Annotated in this window: 20 protein-coding genes; 2 read left to right on the top strand and 18 right to left on the bottom strand. The window is 51.8% G+C overall.

The genetic code is table 11. The annotated features are described in order from the left end of the window. Window position 1: 1 nt before the first annotated feature. The 3 genes from gyrB to GO013_RS10985 form a co-directional block, all read right to left on the bottom strand. Complete coding sequence (gyrB, locus tag GO013_RS10995) at window positions 2–2,398, bottom strand: DNA topoisomerase (ATP-hydrolyzing) subunit B (protein WP_163811065.1); 2,397 nt, start codon at window positions 2,396–2,398, stop codon at window positions 2–4. Then, entirely contained in the window at window positions 2,399–3,568 is a 1,170-nt protein-coding gene (gene dnaN, locus GO013_RS10990; RefSeq protein WP_163811063.1) for a DNA polymerase III subunit beta, read from the bottom strand. A 147-nt stretch (window positions 3,569–3,715) separates the two neighbouring features. Continuing rightward, window positions 3,716–5,014 carry a DnaA/Hda family protein gene (locus GO013_RS10985; RefSeq protein ID WP_163811061.1) on the bottom strand — a complete coding sequence of 433 codons (1,299 nt, stop codon included), beginning with the start codon at window positions 5,012–5,014 and terminating at the stop codon, window positions 3,716–3,718. Window positions 5,015–5,429: 415 nt separating this feature from the next. Between GO013_RS10985 and GO013_RS10980 the strand changes: the two genes are divergently transcribed. Then, entirely contained in the window at window positions 5,430–6,599 is a 1,170-nt protein-coding gene (locus GO013_RS10980) for a homocysteine biosynthesis protein (protein ID WP_163811059.1), read from the top strand. Window positions 6,600–7,638: 1,039 nt separating this feature from the next. Here GO013_RS10980 and GO013_RS10975 read toward each other — a convergent pair. The 9 genes from GO013_RS10975 to GO013_RS10935 form a co-directional block, all read right to left on the bottom strand. After that, window positions 7,639–8,514, bottom strand: a complete 876-nt coding sequence (locus tag GO013_RS10975) for an FtsX-like permease family protein (RefSeq protein ID WP_163811057.1) — start codon at window positions 8,512–8,514, stop codon at window positions 7,639–7,641. Then, window positions 8,511–9,218 carry a cell division ATP-binding protein FtsE gene (gene ftsE / locus GO013_RS10970; RefSeq protein ID WP_163811055.1) on the bottom strand — a complete coding sequence of 236 codons (708 nt, stop codon included), beginning with the start codon at window positions 9,216–9,218 and terminating at the stop codon, window positions 8,511–8,513. The genes GO013_RS10975 and ftsE overlap by 4 nt, the downstream gene beginning before the upstream one ends. A gap of 70 nt (window positions 9,219–9,288) precedes the next feature. Then, on the bottom strand, window positions 9,289–10,056 hold the full coding sequence (locus GO013_RS10965) for an aminotransferase class IV (RefSeq protein WP_163811053.1): 768 nt from the start codon (window positions 10,054–10,056) through the stop codon (window positions 9,289–9,291). Continuing rightward, a complete protein-coding gene (locus GO013_RS10960) occupies window positions 10,053–11,318 on the bottom strand; it encodes an anthranilate synthase component I family protein (protein ID WP_163811051.1) in 1,266 nt (421 codons plus the stop codon). The genes GO013_RS10965 and GO013_RS10960 overlap by 4 nt, the downstream gene beginning before the upstream one ends. Then, complete coding sequence (locus tag GO013_RS10955; RefSeq protein WP_163811049.1) at window positions 11,290–11,829, bottom strand: aminodeoxychorismate/anthranilate synthase component II; 540 nt, start codon at window positions 11,827–11,829, stop codon at window positions 11,290–11,292. Before GO013_RS10955 ends, GO013_RS10960 begins: the two co-directional genes overlap by 29 nt. A gap of 219 nt (window positions 11,830–12,048) precedes the next feature. Further along, the gene (locus GO013_RS10950) at window positions 12,049–13,020 is read right to left on the bottom strand and encodes a helix-turn-helix domain-containing protein (protein ID WP_163811047.1); all 972 of its coding nucleotides are present in this window, start codon (window positions 13,018–13,020) and stop codon (window positions 12,049–12,051) included. A gap of 330 nt (window positions 13,021–13,350) precedes the next feature. Next, entirely contained in the window at window positions 13,351–13,872 is a 522-nt protein-coding gene (locus GO013_RS10945; protein ID WP_163811045.1) for a hypothetical protein, read from the bottom strand. 146 nt (window positions 13,873–14,018) lie between these two features. Continuing rightward, entirely contained in the window at window positions 14,019–15,992 is a 1,974-nt protein-coding gene (locus GO013_RS10940; RefSeq protein WP_163811043.1) for a methyl-accepting chemotaxis protein, read from the bottom strand. 110 nt (window positions 15,993–16,102) lie between these two features. Next, entirely contained in the window at window positions 16,103–17,617 is a 1,515-nt protein-coding gene (locus GO013_RS10935; RefSeq protein ID WP_163811041.1) for a GNAT family N-acetyltransferase, read from the bottom strand. 312 nt (window positions 17,618–17,929) lie between these two features. Here GO013_RS10935 and GO013_RS10930 point away from each other — a divergent pair, with 312 nt between their 5' ends. Then, on the top strand, window positions 17,930–19,483 hold the full coding sequence (locus GO013_RS10930; protein WP_163811039.1) for a YifB family Mg chelatase-like AAA ATPase: 1,554 nt from the start codon (window positions 17,930–17,932) through the stop codon (window positions 19,481–19,483). On the opposite strand, the gene GO013_RS10925 is transcribed toward GO013_RS10930, so the two are convergent. From GO013_RS10925 to GO013_RS10900, 6 genes are all read right to left on the bottom strand, one after another. Continuing rightward, complete coding sequence (locus GO013_RS10925) at window positions 19,468–20,307, bottom strand: transporter substrate-binding domain-containing protein (RefSeq protein ID WP_163811036.1); 840 nt, start codon at window positions 20,305–20,307, stop codon at window positions 19,468–19,470. The two genes, GO013_RS10930 and GO013_RS10925, sit on opposite strands and share 16 nt — an antisense overlap. Window positions 20,308–20,494: 187 nt before the next feature. Continuing rightward, the gene (locus GO013_RS10920; RefSeq protein WP_163811034.1) at window positions 20,495–20,854 is read right to left on the bottom strand and encodes a hypothetical protein; all 360 of its coding nucleotides are present in this window, start codon (window positions 20,852–20,854) and stop codon (window positions 20,495–20,497) included. Between the two features lie 5 nt (window positions 20,855–20,859). Continuing rightward, window positions 20,860–21,234, bottom strand: a complete 375-nt coding sequence (locus GO013_RS10915) for a NifB/NifX family molybdenum-iron cluster-binding protein (RefSeq protein ID WP_163811033.1) — start codon at window positions 21,232–21,234, stop codon at window positions 20,860–20,862. A 26-nt stretch (window positions 21,235–21,260) separates the two neighbouring features. After that, on the bottom strand, window positions 21,261–22,142 hold the full coding sequence (locus tag GO013_RS10910) for an ATP-binding protein (protein WP_163811031.1): 882 nt from the start codon (window positions 22,140–22,142) through the stop codon (window positions 21,261–21,263). Further along, window positions 22,135–23,004 (bottom strand): ATP-binding protein, encoded by an 870-nt coding sequence (locus GO013_RS10905; RefSeq protein WP_163811030.1) that lies wholly within the window; start codon window positions 23,002–23,004, stop codon window positions 22,135–22,137. The genes GO013_RS10910 and GO013_RS10905 overlap by 8 nt, the downstream gene beginning before the upstream one ends. After that, window positions 23,001–23,372 (bottom strand): NifB/NifX family molybdenum-iron cluster-binding protein, encoded by a 372-nt coding sequence (locus GO013_RS10900; protein ID WP_163811155.1) that lies wholly within the window; start codon window positions 23,370–23,372, stop codon window positions 23,001–23,003. The genes GO013_RS10905 and GO013_RS10900 overlap by 4 nt, the downstream gene beginning before the upstream one ends. Between the last annotated feature and the right edge of the window lie 17 nt (window positions 23,373–23,389).

Below are 23,389 nucleotides of genomic sequence, written 5' to 3'. Positions count from 1 at the left end.
CTTAAATATCAAGTTCTTGCACAGCCAGTGCATTCTTTTCGATGAATTCTCGACGGGGTTCCACATTGTCCCCCATGAGGTCCGTGAAGATGTCATTTGCCGCAGAGGCATCTTCAATGTTCACCTGGAGCATGGTCCGTTTTTCAGGATGCATGGTGGTTTCCCACAACTGATCCGGGTTCATTTCACCCAAACCTTTGTACCGCTGGATATACCAACCGCGATGGGCCTCATCGATGACCGCGTCATAGAGGCTGAAGAAGCCGGAAACAGCCTTCTCGCTGTCTTTCAGCTTCAACGTGAAGTCTGCATTGCCGCAAGCCTCTTGAAGCTCTCTATACGTATTGAAACCATTTTTGTAGACCTTGGAATAAAAGAACTCCATGGCCAATCGCGTCCGGTGTCCATTTTCATTTTCAAAAACGAGATACGTCCGATCCTTTTCCAATTCCTGATCGCGTTCTGTCTCGATTTCGGCTTGATACCCGTTGCTTTCAAAAATCTTCTTGAATGTCTCCGGGCTGTTTTCCTCAAAATACGTATACGAAATCCGTTCCGGGAAATTGAGCAGCTTCTGATACAGCATCGGCTCGATACCCACGGTTTCCGCCTCATTGAATCGACTCCGCAAGTCACGGATCTTTTCCATCAGGCCCATCAGCTCATTGCCGACATACGTTTTCTTCTCTGCTTCGATCGTCAGGTCGGCACCGATCTTTTCAAACAGGAAATTATCCAGTTCAAGATCATCCTTGATGAACTTCTCGAACTTGCCCTTGTGGGCACGATACAGAGGAGGCTGGGCAATATACAGATAGCCCTGGTTGATGAGTTCCTCGTACTGTCTGAAGAAAAACGTCAGCAGCAGGGTACGAATATGGGAACCATCAACATCAGCATCAGTCATGATAACGACCTTGTGATACCGAAGCTTGTTGTAATCCTTTTCTTCTTCCTCATTCCCGATACCGATACCGAGCGCGGTAATCATGGCCCGGATTTCCTTGTTCCCGAGCATCTTGTGCATACGGGTCTTCTCGACGTTGAGAATCTTACCCCGTAAGGGAAGGATGGCCTGGCATTTGGGATCTCGGCCCTGTTTGGCCGAGCCTCCAGCGGAATCACCCTCAACAATGAAGATTTCAGATTCCTCGGGTTTCTTGGACTGGCAATCCGCCAACTTGCCCGGGAGCGAGTTATCCGACAACGCGCCCTTGCGTCGAACCAGATCACGGGCCTTGCGTGCGGCTTCACGAGCGCGAGACGCATCCACGACCTTTTCAATGATAAACCGCGCTTCCTTGGGATTTTCCTCAAAGAAGGTATTCAGTTTTTCATAAATGACACCGGCAACCAACCCCGAAGCCTCGGAGTTCCCCAGCTTGGTCTTGGTCTGTCCTTCAAACTGCGGGTCAGGCAGTTTCACGGAAATAACCGAAGTCAATCCTTCACGAACATCATCGCCGGTCAGTCGTTTGACAAGCTTTTTCGGCAGGTCCGCGTTCTGGATGTAGTTGTTGATGGCGCGGGTCAATGCCGTCTTGTAGCCGGCCAGATGTGTTCCACCTTCAACAGTACGGATGTTGTTGGCAAAGGTGTGCGTGTTTTCCTTGTATGCCGAGGTGTACTGCAACGCGAACTCGACCACCATGTTTTCAGACTCGCCTTCACCATAGACAATTTCGCCGATGGCCGTCTGGTTCGAGTTGAGATCCGTCACATACTGGACAATGCCGCCAGCAAATTTGAATTTTTCACTTTCGGCTTCAGGATTGCGTTCGTCCTTGAATTCGATTTCCAGACCGGAATTCAAATACGCCAGTTCCTTGAAGCGTTTTTTCAGGACACTGTAATCGAATTGATTGACCTCGAAAATCTCTTCATCGGGACGGAAACGCTGGGATGTTCCCTGGGAATCGGCCGTACCGACTTCTTCCAGTTCCTGAACAACCGCACCGCGTTCGAATTTCATTCGATATGTGGTGCCGTCCCGTTTGACCGTGGTTTCCATGAATTCGGACAGGGCGTTGACGCATGACACACCAACACCGTGCAGACCACCGGAGACCTTGTATGAATCATTGTCGAACTTACCACCGGCGTGAAGGGTCGTCATGGCCAATTGGACAGCCGGAACTTTTTCCTTGGGATGAATGTCTACCGGAATACCACGTCCGTTATCAGTCACGGTGCAGGAGTTATCCATATGCAACGTGACCTTGATTTTGTCGCAATACCCGGCCATGGCTTCATCGATGGAGTTGTCGATGACCTCATAGACCAAGTGATGCAAACCACGGATATCGGTTGACCCGATATACATGGCAGGCCGTTTACGGACGGCCTCAAGCCCTTCAAGGACGGTAATTGATTCGGCGTTGTACTTTTGTTCGCTCATTTATGCGTTTTCCTCGGTGTAGTAAGTCTCTTCCTGGATCATCATCGGCATGACAATCACCTGATAGTCCTTGTCATCCTCGCCGGTCAGCCCGCAGGGAGCTTCGGTTCCGGTCAGGGTGAACTTCACTGTATCAGAATTGAAATGATTCAGAATCTCAATGAGGTTTCTGGTCGGGAAGGCAATCCGTTGCATGTCACCATTAAAAGTGGCGTCAATGGATTCCCGGGCCGTGCCGGTTTCCTGTCCCTGTGCCGAGATCGTGACCTCGGATCCGTCAAATGCGAAATAGGCGCACCGATTGGAGTCTGTATTGAACAGGGCCACGCGGGACAAGGCATCCACCAGGTCAAGCCGGTTCACTTCCAGCGTTGACACGGAATCATCACCCAACTTGGCCAGGAAGTTGTTGTAATTTGGATATTGATAATACGACAGCGGCAGGGTGAAGGTTTCCCGCTTGTCGCCAGTTCTGAAGAACAGCCGCTTGTCGGAAATGGCCAGCTCGATTTCATCGGCGGTCAACCACTTCTTCAACTCGGTGAGATATTTCTTCTGAATGAGCACGCCTTCTTCGGGAAGCATGGCGTAAATGTCATCGTTCACGAAATTGAGCATGGCGAACTGATGGCCATTCAATCCACACACCTCAACGGTCTTTTCTCCCAAAACATCTCTGGGAACCATGTAGATGCACGCGATTGCTTCCATGGAGTCTTCATCAGAAATGCAAAAGGAAATCTTGTCGATGATCTCATGCAGGAAATCACCCGACCAGAAAACCGTTCCATTCTCCGGGAAGGTGGAAAATTTCTGAAACCATTCAGGATCATTCACGGGGAATTTGTATTTCCTGGCTTTCTGTTCCACCAGGACATTCTTATTGTCTTCATCCGTTCTGATGGTCAGCTCTCCCTGACCACTCTTGAGCTGCTTGACCAGATCATAAAAGGCACGTCCCTGAACTCCGGCCAGACCGTCTCCTTCAAGAGCGGCTGGATATGATCCCATGAATTCAAGATTGGAGTCCGTACTCATGATATTCAGATTGCCTTCTTCGCATTGCAACCAGATGGTGCGAAGGAATGCGGCTCCGGTTTTGGCCGGGATGATGTTGGCCGATTTCTGGAGTCCTTCAATGATTTCATCTCTGTTCACTTTCAGAAACATAAATAATATCTCCTTTATTGTGATTTATTAGGGCGGTTCCTTTGTGCGTAAACCAATTAACTAACTTGAATGGCTGACTTTTTTTCGCACATTCAATGTGTGTCATTAGGAACCTTACTTTCGTAAAACGGTCACTTTCCACGTTTGTCACTCTAAGCGACATTTATTCTTCAACGTTTTCAACAGTTGTTTCAATTCGAAATCATCCTCTTGTAATTGTTGGATTTTTTTAACCGAATACAGGACTGTTGAATGGTCTTTTCCTCCAAACGCCCTGCCAAGGGCCGGATAGGATGTTTTGAGCATCTGACGACAAAGGAACATGGCAATTTGTCGGGCCTGAGCGATGTGCTGGTGCCGTTTTGTGCCGATGAGGTCTTTGACGTGGATGTTGAAATGTTCGGAAACCACAGTGAGGATTTTCTTTGGCGTCAAATCATCAGTGGTCTTTTCCTCGGTATTTGCCAGGATATGTTCAAAGTCTTTTTGAGACAGGTCCTGCTTGACCAGTTCCTTGAAGGCGAACAGCTTCAGGAGGATACCCTGGAGGTAGCGAAAATCCGTGAAGCGTTGCGCCAGCGTGAGGATTTGGTCCTTGGTCAGGGTCAATCGTTTTGCCTTCGCCTGACGTTGAATATACCCCACTCTGATTTCGAGATCAGGTTCTTTCAGCGTCACGATCAGGCCCCACCCAAGCCGGGATTGGAGACTGTCATCAAGAAAGTCGTAACTGGTCACCTTTTCTCGACATGCCAGAACCATCTGTTTCTTGTTGTCGTAGAAATGGTTGAAGATGTTCACAATTTCTTGCTGAAAGTGTGGGTACTCCTTGATCTTCTGAAAATCGTCAATAAAAATGAAATCGTATTCGAACAGGTAGTTTCGAGCCTTGAACGGGTCGCCCTTGAACCGGATGGTATACAGGGAGTTCAGCTCGTCCATGGACCCCATGAATACGGTTGAATAATCATTTTTTTTGCTGATTTCATTGCCCACGGATTTCAACAGGTGGGTCTTTCCGGACCCGCCCGGGCCGCAGATGATGAACGGATTGAACAACGATCCGATCTGTTTTGAGACTTCCTTTGCCGAAGCAATGGGGAAGTAGTTTTTCTTGTTGATGAGAAACGTCTCAAATGTGAACTCCTGCCCGAAAGGGAAGTCGATGCGTTTGACGACGTCGGCAACTTGGACGCCTTTGGCCTTGTCTGGTGCCTCACTGTCCTTGTAACTGACGAGATAGCCGTTCCCGAAGAACAGGTTCAGCTGTGCTTCAAACTTGTCCTGAATGTCCGTTTCAAACCATTTCGCGAAAAATGAATGGGGAAACCCGACAGTCAGGCGTTTGTTCTCCTCGGAATAGTCCAATTTCAAAGGGTCAAACCAACGCTTGAGATCTTCATCCGAGCATGTTTGTAGAAGGTGTTGACGAAGTGGCTCTTTCACGGTGTGATCTTTTGGTTAAATGTCATTTTCACGAGGTTTTTTCCCGGTGTCGGAAGGACTCGAAATGAATGTCTCAAAAATACCTCGAAATTTCTTAGGATCTATACCTTATAATATACCTAAAGCCAAGCTTTTCAGCCTGTATTCATGGGAAAATCCATTCGAAATTTACTCTTGAACAACCTGATATATGTTACCTGTTGAAAACATGATTTTTTCACATGGTGGGCCGTGATGCATTGTGGAGAAAATTTTTGGAAAACAACACGGTTTTCCTTCGTTCAAAATTCGATTACACCTATTCGAGCGACAAACGGGATGCTTTTCAGTATACACTGTGGGGTATGGAGTTCAGGCATGGAGCCGAGGATTCTTTTTGAACAGCAAGGTTCCTGATTACCGGAGGCGTTTTTGTATGGCACAATATGCGGTGAATAAGACGGTCAAAGAAATTAATGAACGGATTCGCAAGGGCAAGGCCGTGGTGGTCAATGCCGCCGAAATGATCGCGATCGTCAAGAAAGAAGGGAAGGTCAAGGCGGCCCAGGAAGTGGATATCGTCACCACCGGCACCTTTTCCCCGATGTGTTCATCGGGGCTTCTTTTCAACATCGGTCAACAACCGCCAGTCATGAAGGTTTCAAAGCTGTGGCTGAATAACGTCCCCTGTTACTCAGGCATTGCCGCCGTAGACGCGTATCTTGGGGCCACAGAGCCGTCCGAGGATGATCCCTTGAACAAGGTCCACCCAGGACGGTTTGCATACGGTGGAGCGCATGTGATGGAAGATTTGCTCCGTGGCAAGGCCGTGCATCTGCGCGCCGAGGCCTATGGGACGGATTGCTATCCACGCCGTGAGTTGGACAAGGACGTAACTTTGGCTGATCTGCCCAATGCGGTGATGTTAAATCCTCGTAATTGTTATCAAAATTATAATGCTGCCGTGAATCTGACCAGTCGCACCATCTATACCTACATGGGACCGCTCAAATCCAATTGTTCCAATGTGAACTTTGCCACGGCAGGCCATCTCTCGCCCTTGTTCAATGATCCCTATTATCGGACCATCGGCATGGGAACTCGCATCTTCCTCGGTGGCGGTATTGGCTACGTGATCGGCGAAGGCACCCAGCATGTGCAAAAGCCGACTCGCAATGAACGCGGTCTGCCTGAAAATCCGTCCGGGACACTTATGCTCAAGGGTGATTTCAAGCAGATGGATGTTCGTTATGTCCGCGCTCAATCGCTGATTGGATACGGTGTCTCTCTCGCCATTGGTGTCGGTATTCCGATTCCGATTCTCAACGAGGAAATGGCCTGGTTCACTGGTGTGTCCGATGCGGATATCACCATGCCCATCAAGGATTACGGCTACGATTACCCCAACGGCATTCCCCGCGAACTCGGTCGGGTGACTTTTGAACAGCTTCGCAGCGGCGAAGTGGAAGTCAATGGTAAAACCACCCCGACGGTGCCCGTCACAAGTTATTCCATGTCTCTGGAAGTTGCTGACAAGCTCAAGGACTGGATCGAAAAAGGCGAGTTCCTCTTGACCGAAAAAGTCGATGATATCCCTAGTTTCTAAGCAATAAAAAAAGAGAATTCAAAAGCTGCCGGCTCATGTCGGTAGCTTTTTTTTTGATATGCCTCCGGCGGCTGGGGGAAGAGGAGAGAAAAACCCTTTGAAAAGGTTTTTTTTCTCCTCTTCCCCCAGACCCCCATCTCTTCTTTTTCCCTAAACTTTTTATGTGCCTTCGGCAGGTGTGCGCGTTCGCGTGCGGGGAAGCTATCGTGTGGGAGGAGAATGCCTCCGGCGGCCAGAGGGGAACCTCTTGGAAGAGGTTCCCCTCTGGACTCCCTTCCAGAACTTTTTATCGCGCCTTTGGCGAGGTCCCATGACATCCGTTGAGTGAGATTGAAGAAGTGAGAGATATGAAAGAGGAAAGGGTAAAAGAAGTAAGAGGGTTTCGTAGAAAAGATATGTTTAAAATTATTCCATAGAGTCTGTAAAAAATATCATTTTTTACAACGATTTTTTAAAAGAGCACCGCCCTATGCCGCCGACAGCCTCGAGCGAAGCGAGCGACAAGAAGTTTAGGAGAGTCCAGAGAACCCTTTCCAAAGGGTTCTCTGGTCCCGCTGAAAGCGACCGCGTGGAATGCCTCCGGCGGCCAGAGGGGAACCTCTTGGAAGAGGTTCCCCTCTGGACTCCCTTCCAGAACTTTTTGTCGCGCCTCCGGCGAGGCCATCCGTTATCCGTTGAGTGGGATTGAAAAAATGAGAGAGTTCAAAGAGAAAAGGGTAAATGAAGTAAGAGAATTTCGTAGAAAAGATATGTTTAAAATTATTCCATGGAGTCTGTAAAAAATATCATTTTTTACAACGATTTTTTAAAAGAGCACCGCCCTATGCCGCCGACAGCCTCGAGCGAAGCGAGCGACAAGAAGTTTAGGAGAGTCCAGAGAACCCTTTTTAAAGGGTTCTTTGGTCGCCGAAGGCATTTTTTTCTTCACGCTTTCGTCCGCCCTGTGCTGCCGACAGCCTCGAGCGAAGCGAGCGATAAAAAGTTTTGGAGAGTCCAGAGAACCTTTTTCAAAAGGTTCTCTGGTCGCCGAAGGCATTCTTTATTTAACAGCGACCCAACTGGAGCTGATGGAAACGAGGGTCACGGCAGCGGCGAGAGTGAGGAGTTGTTGTGCTGGCAGGAATGATATTTCGAAGAGGAAGGGGGGGAAATTGAGTGCATCGGCGATGAAGGAATGAACGATTGCGAGCAGGAGGATGCCGAGTCCGGAGCCGATGAGACCTTGGATGCAGCCGCCGGTGAGTAATGGCCAGCGAATGTAGGCGGGTTTTGCTCCGACGAGGGAGAGTATTTCGACTTCATCCATGCGAGTGAGGAGCGAGAGCTTGATGGTGTTGTGCACAACGAGCGAGATAATCAATCCGAGAAAGGCGATGACGGGCCAGATGACGGCCTGTGCCATGGTGTGCCAGCTTTGGGCGAGATCGGCCTGAAACGGGGTGTATTTGACGGCATCCACGGCGGGCAACTCGTTGATGGCAGTGAGGAGTTGGTCGGCCCAGCCGGAATGTTGTGCCTGTGGTGGAACGGCGAAAGATGCCAGTGCGGTGTAGGGAAGCGGGTTGTTGTCGGCCAACCAGGAGAAGTCGCCGGTTTCTCCGAGCGTGGAGGCGAGTTCATTGAGTGCGGTTTGTGGGGTGAAGGTCTTGAATTTGGTCAGATGATCCATGGATTTGATGGATGTCCAGTCGTCGAGAACGGTTTGTACGTCGGCCCGAGTCTGCCAATAAATTTGAAAATCCACTTGGCCACGGGACTTGAGCAGTTCGAGATTGACGTTGTGCAATCCTATGAGAATAAGCCCGGTGAGGAGCGTGACCATGGCCACGGCGACGAGGGTGAGGAGTTGGGCAAAGGGATGGAGCCGCAAATCCGCAATGCCGCGCCTGGTAAGGCGAAGAAATTGGGCGATCATGACTGCACCTCGCCCAAAATGGGTTCTTCGTTTTCGGTCATTGGCTTGCTGACGTCCATGAGATGTCCGTCATGAAGATGGAGTATCCGCGCGTTTGGCACACATTCCAAGACCTTGTGACTGTGGGTCGCCATGATGACAGATGTTCCGTATGTGTTGAATTGCTTGAAAATTTCCATCAAATGCATGGTGAGTTCGATGTCGAGATTGCCGGTAGGTTCGTCAGCGAGGATGAGTTCCGGGTTGGCGACCATGGATCGGGCGATGGCCACCCGCTGCTGTTCGCCGCCAGAGAGCCGTTCGCAAATGGAATAGCTCTTGGTTTCCAAGCCCATGGCCCGAATGATGGCCCGGACGCGGCGTTCGAGATGAGTGCGTGGCATTCCTCGGACTTCGAGGGCCATGGCCACGTTGTCGAAAACGGTTCGGTCGAGAAGAATTTTGAAATCCTGAAAGACGACTCCGACCTTGCGACGCAGTTGGGGGATGTGACGTTTCTTGAGGGCGTTGAGTTGGAATCCGGCAACGGAAGCGCGTCCCCGGGTCATGGGCAGCGCACCGTAGAGCAACCGGAGTAAGGTGGTTTTTCCTGCGCCGGAGTGGCCGGTCAGGAAAAGGAATTCACCTTTGTCCAATGAAAAGGAGATGTCCTTGAGCGCCCAGTACGCACCGAAATTATATGAGAGGTGTTCGACATTGACCATAATGCGTCTCTATGTACCTGTCCTGACAGTTTTTGTACAGCCTGTGCATTTTTTTTCAGGAGAGCGTGTGTCATGGTGTTCCGATAACGGCCTTCATGACGGTCTGGCAGGTGTCGTCGTCGGGGACAAAGGCGGTTTCTCCGATGGCCACGACCGGGCGCATTCCGACTATGGAGTTGAGAATGTAGGCGCTGCGGTAGGAATCCAGGGATTCCATGGATATTCTTTCCGGGAGAATATCCAGGGTATTCATCGCGATGGACAGGGCAGTGGATTGCAGCTTGTGCGGGGATTTCGTGGTGACGAACGATGTGTCTTTTTTGAATATCAATGCCCCGGTGGTCGCTTCAAGCAGGTTTTCGCGAAAATCGAAAAGCGCGGCATCGTCGAATCCCCGGGCCTTGGCCTGTCGCATGGCCAAGTGAAAGAACATGTAGTTGGTTGTTTTGTGGTTGTTGAGGGTGGAAATATGGTGATCGTTGCAGACGCAAAGCCGATAGGCCTTGTACGGTTTCGGGGTATGCGGAGCCGCGGTGATGACTGGCGAGGCACTGTCTGTGCCCATGGGATAGAAGATGTTGATGCGTGCGGTCTGGCCGGTCAGTCCGTTTCTGTTGATGACCTGTTCGATGATGGTCTTGAAATCCACGGTTTCATACGGGATGTCAAAAGAACGGAGAGAGTGGAACACCCGATCGAGATGCAGATCGAGATGACAGACGTTCTGTCCGTTGTAATAGAGGGTTTCGAAAAACCCCGCACCATAGCGGAAGGCGGGCATGGTGGGATCGAGCTTGACCGGACCGAGGGTGTATTCGTTTTTGTAAAAGTGGATCATAATGCCCCCAAGTCGGTGAATTTTTCGGCTTTTGCCATGGTTTCATGATATTCGCTGACCGGATCGGAGTCCACCACGATTCCACTGCCGGCATACGAGTTGAGCTGTTGTGTCTGGATGTCATAGGTGGCGGTCCGAATGGCGATGGAGGATTCCATGGTCCGTTCGTCCTCGATGATGAAGATGGACCCGCAATAGATACCACGGCTATGGGGTTCCAGTCGCTCGATGATCTCCATGGAGCTTCTTTTCGGACAGCCGGTGATGGAACCACCCGGAAAGGCGTCCAGAAAGAGATCAAGGCAATCTCGGTCCGCCTTGAGCGTTCCGTGCACATCGGCATACATCTGGAGCAGATTGTCCACCGCAAAAATGGATTTGTGGTTTTCGACATGCACGGACCCGTATTCGCAATTGGCGGAAATATCGTTGCGGACCAGATCCACGATCATGGAGAGTTCCGCTGATTCCTTGGGTGAATCTGTCAATTCGGCGTATAAGTCCGGTGTCAGCGTCTCGAATCGAAGGGTGCCCTTGATCGGCTGGGACAGGACATGCCCTTCCCGGACCGTGAGAAATCGTTCGGGCGAGGTGGAGAGAATCCGTTGATCGCCGCTGGTGAACCAGGCGTAAAACGGGGCTGGATTGGACCGATACAAGGTTATGAACATGGCCAGGGGATCGAGATTCGGGCAGTGCCAGGACAGGCGTGTGGTCAGGTTCAATTGATAGGTATGACCGGACTTGATGTATTCAAGTGTTCGACGCACGCCGTCTTCATATTCGAGTTCGCCAAGGGAAGCGGTCATTGCCGAAAACATGTCCGAAGGAATGGCGGGTGTGTGACAGTTTCGGGATTGATCCAGCTCGGCAATCAGGCGTTTTTCGAGGGACTGATTGTCTGTGGTGATGGCGAGCTGTTCGTTTTCATAGGTGATGATCGCGGCGTATTTCTTGAGATGGCCCAAGGGAAAATCCAGCGGTTTTTCAGAAGGAATTCCGCGTAACAGCATTCCGTAGGTGTAGCTCAGAAATCCGATGGCCGGGCCGGGTGATCCAAAACAGAACGCCTTGATATCGGCAGGAGTGGTGGCGGCAGTGACGTGCAGCTCGCTGGTCCGCTGCACACCGATGATCGAACGGTTTCGAGTGGGGTAGCCGTCAGCGGACAGGAGCAGTTCTCCGTCCATGGTCCGGGCCAGATGTTCGGCATACCGGGTGAAACGGTCCAGACTAATTGATGCCGAGAAAGCGCAGTGCATAGGCAATGTACCAACCTCCATTTGGGGTCAGGAATGATTCGGGATGGAATTGGTAGCCCAAAATCCGTTTGTCCGCGTTGCCGAGACACATGATGGTGCCGTCCGCATTGGTGGCAAACACGTTTAATTCCGGAGCCTTGTGATTGACCTTGAGCGAATGATAGCGGGCGATGACCCGTGTTTCACCATCCATTTCGATGACGTCGGTCTTGCCGTGAACACAGTCGTCGAGCCGACCGATTGTCCCGCCGTGCAGGGCGTTCATGATTTGCATCCCAAGGCAGATTCCGAGCACTGGTTTGTTGAGACGAAAGACGGTTTCATAGCCAGGATATTCAGCCGGTTCACCGGGACCGGGTGAAATGACGATCAGATCATATGGTGAGAAATCAAACTGTTGCAGTTGCGAATACGGTGTGATGACAACGCTACAGTCTTTCACGGCCGATATCAGGAGATGCTCGAGATTCCGGGTGAAACTGTCGTTGTTATCAATCAGTAGGATATGCATGGATTGGACACCTTCATTTGGGCAATTGATGCTGCTTTTCAGGAAGGAGGAGACAAAAAACGGAAAAGGCGTGCCCGGATGAAAAATTAACGACATCCAGTGGTTTAAAACGATCGGTGTCACACGGGCATTTCCCGTGTGACATGATGTTGGTGCCGTGCGTCATTCGGTGTTCGCACCGCTGTGGAGAAACAGCGGCTTCAGGTGGCGATATCTTCGCTAGATTTTATCTTTGACCTGCCGGAAATACTCCTGAAGAAATTGTGAGGAAACTTCCTTTTCATTGACATCGAGTCGTTCGAGCAACACCACCAGGTTTCCTCTTGGAGTGGTTGTTGACGAAAAATACAGGGCCTGTGATTCCCCGTTGGGCGCGTGTATAATGAAAACCCAGACATCGCCGTGCTTGTACCATTGGGTCTGGGAAACACCGGCTTCTTCGGCCTCTCGGGTCAAAATCTCCACAAATCCGGACAGGGGCAATCGACCTGGCACTCCGAGAAACTCATCCACATCGTTCTTGATGACAATGGGGGTGTTCAAAAATGCGTCAGATGGCCGCTGGGATTCGGTGTCCTTTTCAAGAGAATAGGAATTCACTGCGCCTTCCGGGGTCCGGACATTGACGATTTTTCGGGCACGAACCGGCGATTCAGAATCCGTTTTGGGCGATGATTCTGGGGCTGAAGCCGACTTTTCGGGGACAATCTTCTGTTGGCCCATGAGTTGTTGCATGACTTCGCTATTGCGGGACTCGTGCTCAAGCAGTTGTTCCAGTGTGGATTCGACCTTGCGCAATCGCTGTTCGGCCTTGGCCTGTGCAGTCGCCAAGCCTGCCATACCCTGCATCATCTGTCCGGCGGTGGCGAAAAACTTTTCCATGTATTCCTGAGAAATTCCCGCAGGAGCGGCGACTTTGTGCGCGGACCCTGGTGTACGTCGAGGACGGGAAACCGGCTCCTCCTTGAAATTCTCCTTGAGCACCTTGAGCGTCTCGTTCACGGACATGCCTTTGGCAAAGCAATCGCGGATCATGAGACAGATACTTCCGGCTTCCTCTTTGAAGCGAATGGGTTTTCCCCGGGTCAAAACCGGAATGAAGCCGGGAAATTTGCGGCGGTAACTCTTGATGGTGGTTTCGGACACGCCACACAGGGAAGCGAGATCTTTATGCGTATAGGTATCTGCCATGATGTCTACTCATTTGGTTATATGAAAACAGTCGCACAGGGGGTATAAATCCCTGTCTGGTAAGGAATATATATCCTGAATATCTCAGTGTGATCCGCAGTTCCTGGCCTGTCAACAAATGCTGGTTTCAGTGCGGTTTCAATGTCGATTGTCCCTGATGAAAATCCGTGACCGGCGTGTTTTTTGATTCGCATGACGTATACCCATCGTCACCAATCGTCACCCCTGAAAAATATGGAGAAAACGAAAAACAAAACTTATCGATATCGTATAGCGAAAGAGGGTGGTGGTCAAGCGTTCGACCGGGTTTTTCCGCATGGAATTATCTGGCTAGTTGATTTTGATGGTGGCCACATCCTTTTTGGGGACGGTGACGAGTTTTTTATCGAGATTCTCATCCATGATATAGAAACTGTAGGTGTCCGGGCTGTCATTACCGATGTAGACATGCGCGTCTGTGAAGACCAGTTCCTTGCCTCGTTTGGTGGTGATGATGAAATTGTTTTGATCCTTGAACACGAACGCATTGAATCCTCGCAGGTCCGAGAATCGGGTGAAACTGACAATGGTTGATGACCGTCCGTTGAGTTTGCCGGACAGGTAGAGATAGAACTTGTCCAGCTTGACCAGTTCGGTGATGACCAGTGTCGAGCCGTCGGCGAGTTGCATGGTACCGACCGGGCCTTCCGGTATCGGGTCGGCCACGGCGGTGGGGTCGGCGGCCTGTGTCGGTGATTGATCCTGGGTCGCGGCGGCATCTGGCGGTGTGACGGGTGATTCCGGTGTTTCGTCTTTGGTGCCGCAGGCTGCGAGGGTCAATGCAAGCATCAGGGCAATGAATATGGTCCGCATGGGTCCTCCATGGAGTTGTCATTTGAAAGCCTGTTTTAGCAGGGAACCGGAGGAGAATCCAGAGCCGTTTTATCCAGATGCTTTTCGAATCGGGTGTGGGCAGGAAGTCGGGTCCCCGATCACGGTGTGGTCGGGGACCCGGTTGTTTAGAATCGTTCAAAGCCGTCTTCAGAGGATGGCAGTTGTTGTGTTGGTGTGCCGTGGGAAACAGCGCGCGTGCCACGGTTTTCATTGAGTTTGAAGAAACTGATGGAGGCATCCAGCTGTCGGACTTTGTCCGACAGACTGACAGCGGCGTCGGCAACTTGTGATGCGGCTGCGGCGTTGTGCTGGACCACTCTGTCTGATTCCTGCAAGGCCGTGGTGATCTGTGAGACACCGGTGTTCTGTTCCGCTGTGGCGGTCGAGATTTCCTGAATTAGCTGGGCGGTGGACTGAATGTCCGGGACAATTTGTTCCAAGAGTTTTTCGGCTTCTTCGGCGACCGCGACACTGCTGGACGACAATTCACTGATCCCGGCGGCCGCGTTTCCACTGCGTTCCGCGAGCTTGCGGACTTCTGCCGCGACAACGGCGAATCCCTTTCCGGCTTCACCGGCCCGGGCCGCTTCAATGGCTGCATTGAGGGCCAGCAGGTTTGTCTGCCGGGCGATGTCTTCGATGATGCTGATTTCTTCCGCGATTTTCTTCATGGCATTCAGGGTCCTGTTCACGGCCTCGCCACCCAGTTCAGCATCGTCAGCGGCCTTGGAGGCCACCTTTTCCGTTTTGTTGGCGGTCTCTGCGGCCAGTCGAATGCTGCCGGACATCTCATCCATGCTGGCGGAGACCTCTTCAAGCCCCGCAGCCTGTTTGGTGGCCCCCAGAGACAAGGCTTCACTCGCCTCGGTCAGTCCGCTGCATTCGGTGGAGACATCCGTGGAGACCTGCCGGACATTGAGCAATGTCTCATTGAGCCGGTCACTCATTGTCCCGATGGCCGTGAGCATGACGCCCATTTCATCGGTGCGGTCATTGGTCTTGATTCGGCCAAGATCTCCTTGGGAAATACGGGCAACCTGCTGACTGCAATCAGTGATGGGAGTCATGACGGACTGGTGCAGCACCCAGAGGATAATGAGCACCGGTGCAATGACCATGGCGAGCATGATGCCCATGATGATCCACATTACCGTGGAAATCATGGCTTCCTGCGGTGAAATATCCATGGAAAGAACAATTACGCCGATGGTTTTTCCTCGATAATCCATGACTGGGAACGCGCCTAGCGCCTGATCTCCGTCAATGAAAATCGAGGTGTCGTTCATGCCGTTTCGAAGCAGTTCCTCGGTCGCCGCTTCCCGTGTGACGGTGTTTTTTTGTCCGTAGACAAGGACGTATCGACTGTTTTTGATCGGGTTCTTTTTTTGGTCCTGCAATTTGGTGGTGATGGGGAGTAACCCGGAGTCCATGTACAGCAGGGTTTTCATGCCCCCGGACGACTCCATGGTTTTGAGAATACCGTCAAAACCGATGAGCACTTCGACAGACCCGAGGTGTGTTCCATCGGTCCCGGTGACGGGAGCCAGTCCCCGGATGGTGAATCCGCCTCGGCCAGGCTCGATGCCCTGGACTGGACGATGGTTCTGGTTGACGTCAATGACTGTATTGCGAAACGAGGAGAGATCGTCTGAAATGTCGACCCATTTGCCGTTTTTCTTGGCCTGTTTTTCTCGCCAGACCCGAACGAGGCTCCGTGCTGTGGGCAGATGAAAATGTGCCTTGAAGTTGGTTCCGGTCGCTTCCTTGTACCCCCGAAGCACTGGTGAAAGGGTGGTTCTCAGGCGTTCCCTTGCTTCCTGTGCTCGCGAGTCTTTCGGATCATTCATGTTTCCTTGGCTGGCAATGGTAAAGGCCTCCACCACTGCCGGCATTCTGCTGAACAGTGCGGCCTGTTCAAGGGCATTTCTGGACATCTTCGTGATGGATTGTTGGGTGTCTTCCACTTTTCCTTTAATGATAAGGGAAACGAAAGACCCTTTGAGCGTCTCGAATTGTGATGTGAGGCAGAATATTCCGCCTGTAATCATTATCAATGTGACGATTAATAGAGGGGTGAAAATTTTGGTTCTGATACCCATGGGAATCTCCCTGCATTCTTTTATGGATGATATGAAACTGTTCGTGACCCAATGGAGGGCCTTCATTATATAATGTTTCCACTCTTTCGCGTGGATGTGTTCTGAAAAATTTATGTCACAGTAGCAGAGACTCGTTCTCGTTCCTTTCTGATATATGAAAAAAGTGTTTTGGACATATCGCCATAGACTTTGATTGCATCCATATCCAATTCGATATGAACACGTTGCATCAATATTCTGTCATCACCATCGTGGACGTGTGGCATGATTCCGGCGAAAGAAAATCCGAGGTCTTCGCAGTCTGCAACCACGTCAGGGGATGCGGGAACTCCCAGTGGAAGGAGAATATACACAGCATCGTGACGGGCGTTTTCACACTGCCGAAATCCTTCGACAATTTCCTGTCGTGTGGTGGAGCCGATGGTGTGAACGGTGATGAAGGCGACATTCAATTCGTCAGGGAGCGGAAAGACCGTGACAGATGATTTTTCAATCAATGGCTGTGAGGAACCTGCTTCAAACGTCCTCGGGAGATCAAGCCAGGTGTAGATCTCGGCGATCATATCCCGATGGCGGGTGGGGATAAAGAGCGTCTTTGGTGTCCGGTCAAAGGCGTAATAATGGCTCATGACTGAGCCTTTTTCCTGCCGCGAGGTGGCGAGTTCCTTTGCTTGCATTCCCGAGGCTGCGATTCCCATGAGCAGAGAACAGGGGCGAGATCCCATTTCCTGCATCCCTTTTTGGGAAAAGGTGTGCGTAGTCACTGAACAATCGAAAATACCCCGGTCGCCTTCCTGTTCGGCAATATCGAAAAGCAGTCGTGCCAATTTTTTTGGCAGTCCCGGCGAACGGTATGTCGGGTCAACAAAGGCCAGCCCAAGTTCGGGAACCTTGACGGCCGGATCGTGATATTTGAAACCGGCATGGCCGATCATGGCCCCGCTTTCCGGGTCGAATGCCGTGACAGAGGTGAACTCATGGCGTTTTATTTTTTGGGTCAGTGCATCGAGATCATAGAGAAAATCTTCCTGAGTGAATCCGTAACATCGCCAGGCCAGCCGACAGACTTCAGCCAATTCATCGGGACTGGTCAATCGAATGTCCGGGTTTTTGACCGTTATCCGTTTTTTCCCCTGTCTGTCTGCTGTCGATTCGACCAGTTCCGGGGGCAACGCTCCGTATGCGAGTCGTTTCTTCAGCCGGGTTTCCTTGCCGTCTCGGCCATGGACAAACAGTTCGACGGAATCCATTGATTGGTGCATGAGCAGTGTGCCCAGCCCAGGTTTGTTCATGGTGTCCAGACTCTCAGGCGTGTAACGTTCAGCTTGTCGGCGATCAAAGGGAATCCCTTTCTCCCGAATGGAGATGACCAGCATGTCATCTTCTATGAAAAATTCGATATGGATTCGTTCATCAGGAGTGATTACTCCTGAAAAATGCTCGACAGCATTACAAAATGCTTCATCAACGGCGAGCTTGATGCCAAAAATTCCTTTTTCATCAAAAGAAAGTATTTTGGCAACATGCGCTGCACAGTCTACCGCAGACCTGGTCATCAGTGTGCGAACCGGAAGTGTGAGTTTGGCCAGGAAAATGGTTTTTGAAAATTCTGTCTGCTGCTTCATAATCCTCTCGTTACAGTCTTTCCCTTGATAAAGGGTATATTTGCGCGGGTCTATAGCTGATATCTTCAATTCATGCAACGGGTTATATAGATACAGGGCTTTTTCACATGCGGGCATGGGAGGAGCGTCATCAGGAAAAAAGCAGAAGAAAGGCTTGTCCGGCGGAGAGATTGCCCAAAAGAGCGATGAGGAGGAGCTTCCTTAAGAGTATAGCTGACAGTGTTGGTTCGTTAAAGGTATATTTGTTTGCGGAATCACGAGGGTTTGGGTAAGACTTTCAGTGCTGTTGCCAACCTCAGATGGATATTTCATATGATAGCCAAAGTCTCTTGCGCCGCCCTCATGGGCATTGACGCCTTCAAAGTCGAACTCGAAGTTGATTTTTCCCGGTCCGGGATGCCGTGTTTCACCATGGTGGGTCTTGCTGAAGGGGCGGTCAAGGAATCCAAGGAACGGGTCTTTTCCGCGCTCAAGAATTGTGGCTATAAAGTGCCTCCCGCCCGGATTACGGTGAATCTCGCTCCTGCTGATGTCCGCAAGGCAGGCAGTGCCTATGATCTGCCGTTGGCCATCGGTATTCTTGTGGGAATGGGGGTGCTCAGTCAGGAGGCCATCGATCCATGGTTTTTGGCTGGAGAATTGTCCCTGACCGGCGATCTTAAATCCGTTCCCGGCGTGTTGCCGCTGGCACTCACCGCGAACGAACAATCGGGCACGGGGATCATTGTTCCGGCGGCCAATGGACGGGAAGGGGCGGTGGTCAAAGATATTGCCGTTGTCGGTGCCACGGATCTCGGACAGGTGGTTCGTCTGTTGTTGGGGGAAGAAACCGTTGAGCCGATCGCTATAGATATCAAAACATTATGGAATGAACGGCAATCCCATCAAATTGATTTCAATGAGGTCAAAGGGCAGGAGCACGCCAAACGCGCCATCGAAATAGCGGCGGCTGGCGGTCACAACCTGTTGTTTATCGGGCCTCCCGGCTCGGGAAAGACCATGCTGGCCAAGCGGATTCCCACGGTTTTGCCGCCATTGCGTTTTGAAGAGGCGTTGGAAGTGACCAAGATCTATTCCGTGGCCGGACTGCTTCCCAAGGATCGGGCGTTGCTGGTGACCCGTCCGTTTCGGACGCCGCACCACACCATTTCGGACGTGGGATTGATCGGTGGTGGACGGTATCCTCAACCGGGTGAAACCTCTTTGGCACATCGGGGCGTGCTTTTTCTGGATGAGATGCCGGAATTCAAGAAAAGCGTGCTTGAAGTCCTGCGGCAACCACTTGAAGACGGGGAAGTCTCGATTTCCCGGTCGCTGATGACTTTGAAATACCCGGCGGATGTCATGTTGGTTGCGGCAATGAATCCCTGTCCGTGCGGCTACATGTCGGATGACACGCATGTCTGTACGTGTACCCCGCTGGCGGTACAGCGGTATCGGGGCAAGATTTCCGGGCCGCTTCTCGATCGTATCGATTTGCATGTGGATGTGCCCGCCGTGCCGTATGAAGATCTGAAACGGGCCGGGAGTACGGTGGATTCGGCCACCATGCGAGCTCGAATTTTGGCCGCGCGCGAAATTCAGCTCAAGCGGTACGCCGATCGACATTTTTCACTCAATGCGTCGTTGGAAGGCGGGGCTTTGGAGAAGTTTTGCGAATTGACAGAAGTTGAGCACGGCTTTTTGAAACAGGCTGTTGAATCGTTGGGACTGTCTGCGCGAGCGTATACGCGTATCCTGCGGATCGCCCGGACCATTGCCGATTTGGCGGACGAGTCCGCCATTGGGGTCGATCATCTGGCCGAGGCCGTGAATTATCGGGGGATGGACCGTGAAGGCGGGACGGCCTGTCAGTCTGCCGAGTGATGCTCGGAGATACTTCCACGGCCCAGCAGAACCGCGATCATGGTGGCGATGAAGAGAATGGCTCCGGCGGTCAGGGCATAGCGAAACCAGTCGATTTTGCGGGTCTGGAGCACGAACCAGTGGTTGGCGATGTTTTTGTACTCGGCGGGGGTGATATCGGAAAATCCCTGGTCCACCACAGTGAGAAGTGGGGTGTTTCCTTTGGCAACCGCCCCGTGAATGTTTCGTTTGAAGAGAATCTGTTTGACGAGAATATCCTGCCCTTTTTCGAGTTTTCGCAGTTCGAATCCAAGAATGGGGTGGTTTCCGGCGGCAGCCTGAATGGTTTCGTTAGCCAGTGCGTGTCGCATATCGCTTATTGCGGTGAATTGGCTGACCTTGAGCGTGGGATGGGCTTTTCTGATGAAGTCTTCTGTGTAGCCCTTTTTGAGAACACCGACGGTGAATGTGCTGTATAATCGAGAGAGTGCGACATCGTTATTTTTTGTGACAAGCAGGGCGGATTGAATTTCGTGAAACGGTATACAGAAATCCAGAAAGGCTGAACGTGTTTCACTCATGAACAGGCCTCCGTGGATATCGTATGTCCCTTGCGCCACGCCGGTCAGTGTCTTGTCCCATTGGGCGAATTCGAAATGAACGGGAATGGCAGTTTTTTCAGACCATTTTTTCCATATATCGATAAGGTAACCCTTGGGTGTTCCGTTGATACCCAGAAATGACAGCGGGGCGGAATTCGGCGGGTTGACCACGGTGACACCGTGATCGCGGTACCATGCCATATCCTTGGCCGTGGCCGCCGCATCCAGCACCGTTATCAGCAAGAATATACCCGTGATTAGGGGAAAAATGGTGAACATCCTGTACACAATCAGGAATTGGTGATTTTGGGGTCTCATAATGGCACCAAGCGTACCTGATGCTAACAGTTGTTGGCAATCATTCTCACAAAAAAAGAGGGGATGCCGGTGAGCATCCCCTCTTTTTTTTGTGAGAATGGAATTCGTCTAATTACATTCTGCCGAAGGCTTCCGCCAGTTTGACCCCATCCTCTTTTCCGGGATTGACCGGAAGTCCCATGAGGACGCCAAGACCTTCACTTTTATCGTGAAAATCCTTGGCAGACAACGAGGTAACCGTGGCTGTGTGGACCATGGCGTTCACCTTGATGACTTCCAGAGCCAGATCCAAGGAAGTGAAGTCGTGCAACCCTTCATCGATGACGACGAGTTTGACGGCCCCGTCCTTGACGGCTTCAAGGGCGGCTTTACCAGAGGACACCACATCGATTTTCTGTCCGCTGGAATCAGTCAGCGAGTCCATGAACTCACCAAGTGATTCGGCGCGGGTTGTTGCAAAGACGATAGACATGGGGTTTACCGGCCTCCGCCACACGTTTGTTCAGCGGTGAAAACAGGCAGGCTGTCATGCAGAAATGCTTCAATGGCAGTCTTGACTGTGGGGGCACCGTTGCCGTGGAAAACCTGGATGCCGACCTGGTTGAATCCCATGAGCGGACGCATTCCCATGCCGCCGGAAATCAGGGCCTTGACCTTGTGGTCAGCCAGGTATTGAACAGGAGCCATGCAGCCACCCTGTTCGTGGGGGCAGCTCGGGACCGTGGTGACTTCTTTGACGGCACCATCGGCGATCGCTACCAGTGTGTACATGCCGCAGTGGCCGAAGTGGGCGTCAACAGAGGCGTCCATGCCACCTGGTTCCGCAGTGGGAACAGCTACGAGAGTTTCCATATTCCTATCTCCTTCTGAAGGTTTGGTTATTTCTTGATATCCTTGAGCATGTCCAGAATGTCCGACCATGCCTGTTTCAGTGTCGCTGAAAGCGGTCCATCTTCATATTCTGTAATGACTTGGCGGTGTAACATCGAATCCACCACTTTTTTGTCATGCGGAAAACGGCCAACGACAGTATAGCCTTTTTCGGTACAGTATGTCTCTATTTTATCGGACAAATCCGGATTGATATCCCACTTGTTGATCAGGACGGCGACCTTGGTCCGGAATCCGTCACACAATTCGGCCACACGTTTGAGGTCGTGCAGACCGGAGAGTGTCGGTTCCGTCACCGCCACAGCCAGATCCGTTCCGGCCATGGAGCTGATGACCGGGCACCCGATACCAGGGGCACCGTCACACAGGACGATATCCAGCCCTTGCTCTTCAGCCATTTCCCGTGCCCGCTGTTTCAGCAGTGTGACCAGTCGCCCGGAGTTTTCCTCACCGGGAAAGAGTTGGGCGTGAACCATCTCGCCGAATCGGGTTTTGGAGACATACCATTGACCGCAATGCCTTTCCGGGAATTCAATGGCCTCGGCCGGGCACAGAGTTACGCAGACCTTGCAGCCTTCACACTGCATCGGATCGATGGTGAACAGGTCGTCTTTGTGGCTGATGGCATTGAATCGACAGAGTTCCTCGCATCGGCCGCAGCCTGTACAAAGATCGTTATCGATAACTGCCTCATTGCCGGACCTGAAGGATTCCTCGAATTCGATTTTGGGATCGAGCAAGAGGTGCAAATCCGGGGCATCCACATCCAGATCACAGAGAATGGCTTTGTCCGCGAGGTGCGAAAATGCGCCGGTGATCGAGGTTTTGCCTGCACCGCCTTTACCGCTGATAATGACGATCTCATGCATGGCTGACCTCCTTGGCTTTTTTGGCAGCAGCCCGCATGTTCTCACGCAAAGCCGTAAAGGTGGGTTCCAGTGGCTTGAGTGCCTTGGCGATCACATCACCTTTGGAATACGCTTCGGCGACTTCGCGGGAGTAGGGGATTTCCGCCCAGATGGGGATATCGTTGTCCGCACAGAAGTTCTGTACGGTGTTGTCACCGATTCCGGCGCGATTGATGATGGCGCCCATGGGTTTGCCCATGGGTTTGAATGCCTCCCACGCCAGCTTGAAGTCGTGGAATCCAAATGGTGTGGGTTCCGTGACCAGCACGATGCAGTCCGCGTCCATGACCGCGGCCATGGCAGGACAACTCACACCGGGAGGCGCGTCGATAAGGACATCGCCTTTGGCCTTGAGCGCGGGGAACTCTTCCCGAATTTGGCGCATGAGCGGAGGGCTCATTGCTTCGCCGATACGCAGACGGCCCATGATGAAGTCATTGCCGTCCGCTGTGCCCCGGCAGATTTCACCCAGCTCCCGTTTGCCGGGAGTGAGTGCGCCTTCGGGACAGACTTCGAAACACCCGCCGCATCCGTGACACATCTCCGGAAAGGTCAGCAGGGTATCAGCCATAATCGTAATTGCCTTGAATTGGCATATGTCGGAACAGGCCCGGCACTTGGTGCATTTGTCTTCGTCAGCCTCTGGCACCTCGATATACGCCTTCTGAATGTCGTTCAGTTCCGGCTTGAGAAAGAGGTGCAGATTCGGCTCTTCAACATCCAAATCCACCAGAGTGATGGGGGTATCCCAGAGGGCGGCCAGGGACGAAGACATGGTTGTCTTGCCCGTACCGCCCTTGCCGCTGGCTACGGCGTAGATCACTTGTTGCCCCCTGCTTGTGCGTTGGCGTTGTCGGCCATTGGCACTTCGCCTTTCTTGAATTTTTCAATTGCTTCACGCACGGTCATTCCGGCCACATCCTGGCCGATTTTGACACCGGCGGCCTGCAAGGCGGTGAAGGCCTTGGGACCGACAAATCCGGTCAGGAGCACTTCGGCACCAGCGTTTGCCACGTTTTCAGCAGCCTGGATTCCGGCACCCTGAGCCATGGCCTGAGAAGACCCGTTGTCCAGGTATTCGGCGTTCATGGTGTCGAGATCGACGACGACAAAGCCACCGGCTCTGCCAAAACGGGGATCTACTTTGTCGTCGAGGGTCGGTCCTTCACTGGTTACTGCAATTTTTTTCATCGTATTATCCTTAACTT

Source organism: Pseudodesulfovibrio sp. JC047 (assembly GCF_010468615.1).
GTDB lineage: Bacteria > Desulfobacterota > Desulfovibrionia > Desulfovibrionales > Desulfovibrionaceae > Pseudodesulfovibrio.
This window is presented reverse-complemented; position numbering and strand designations above follow the sequence as displayed.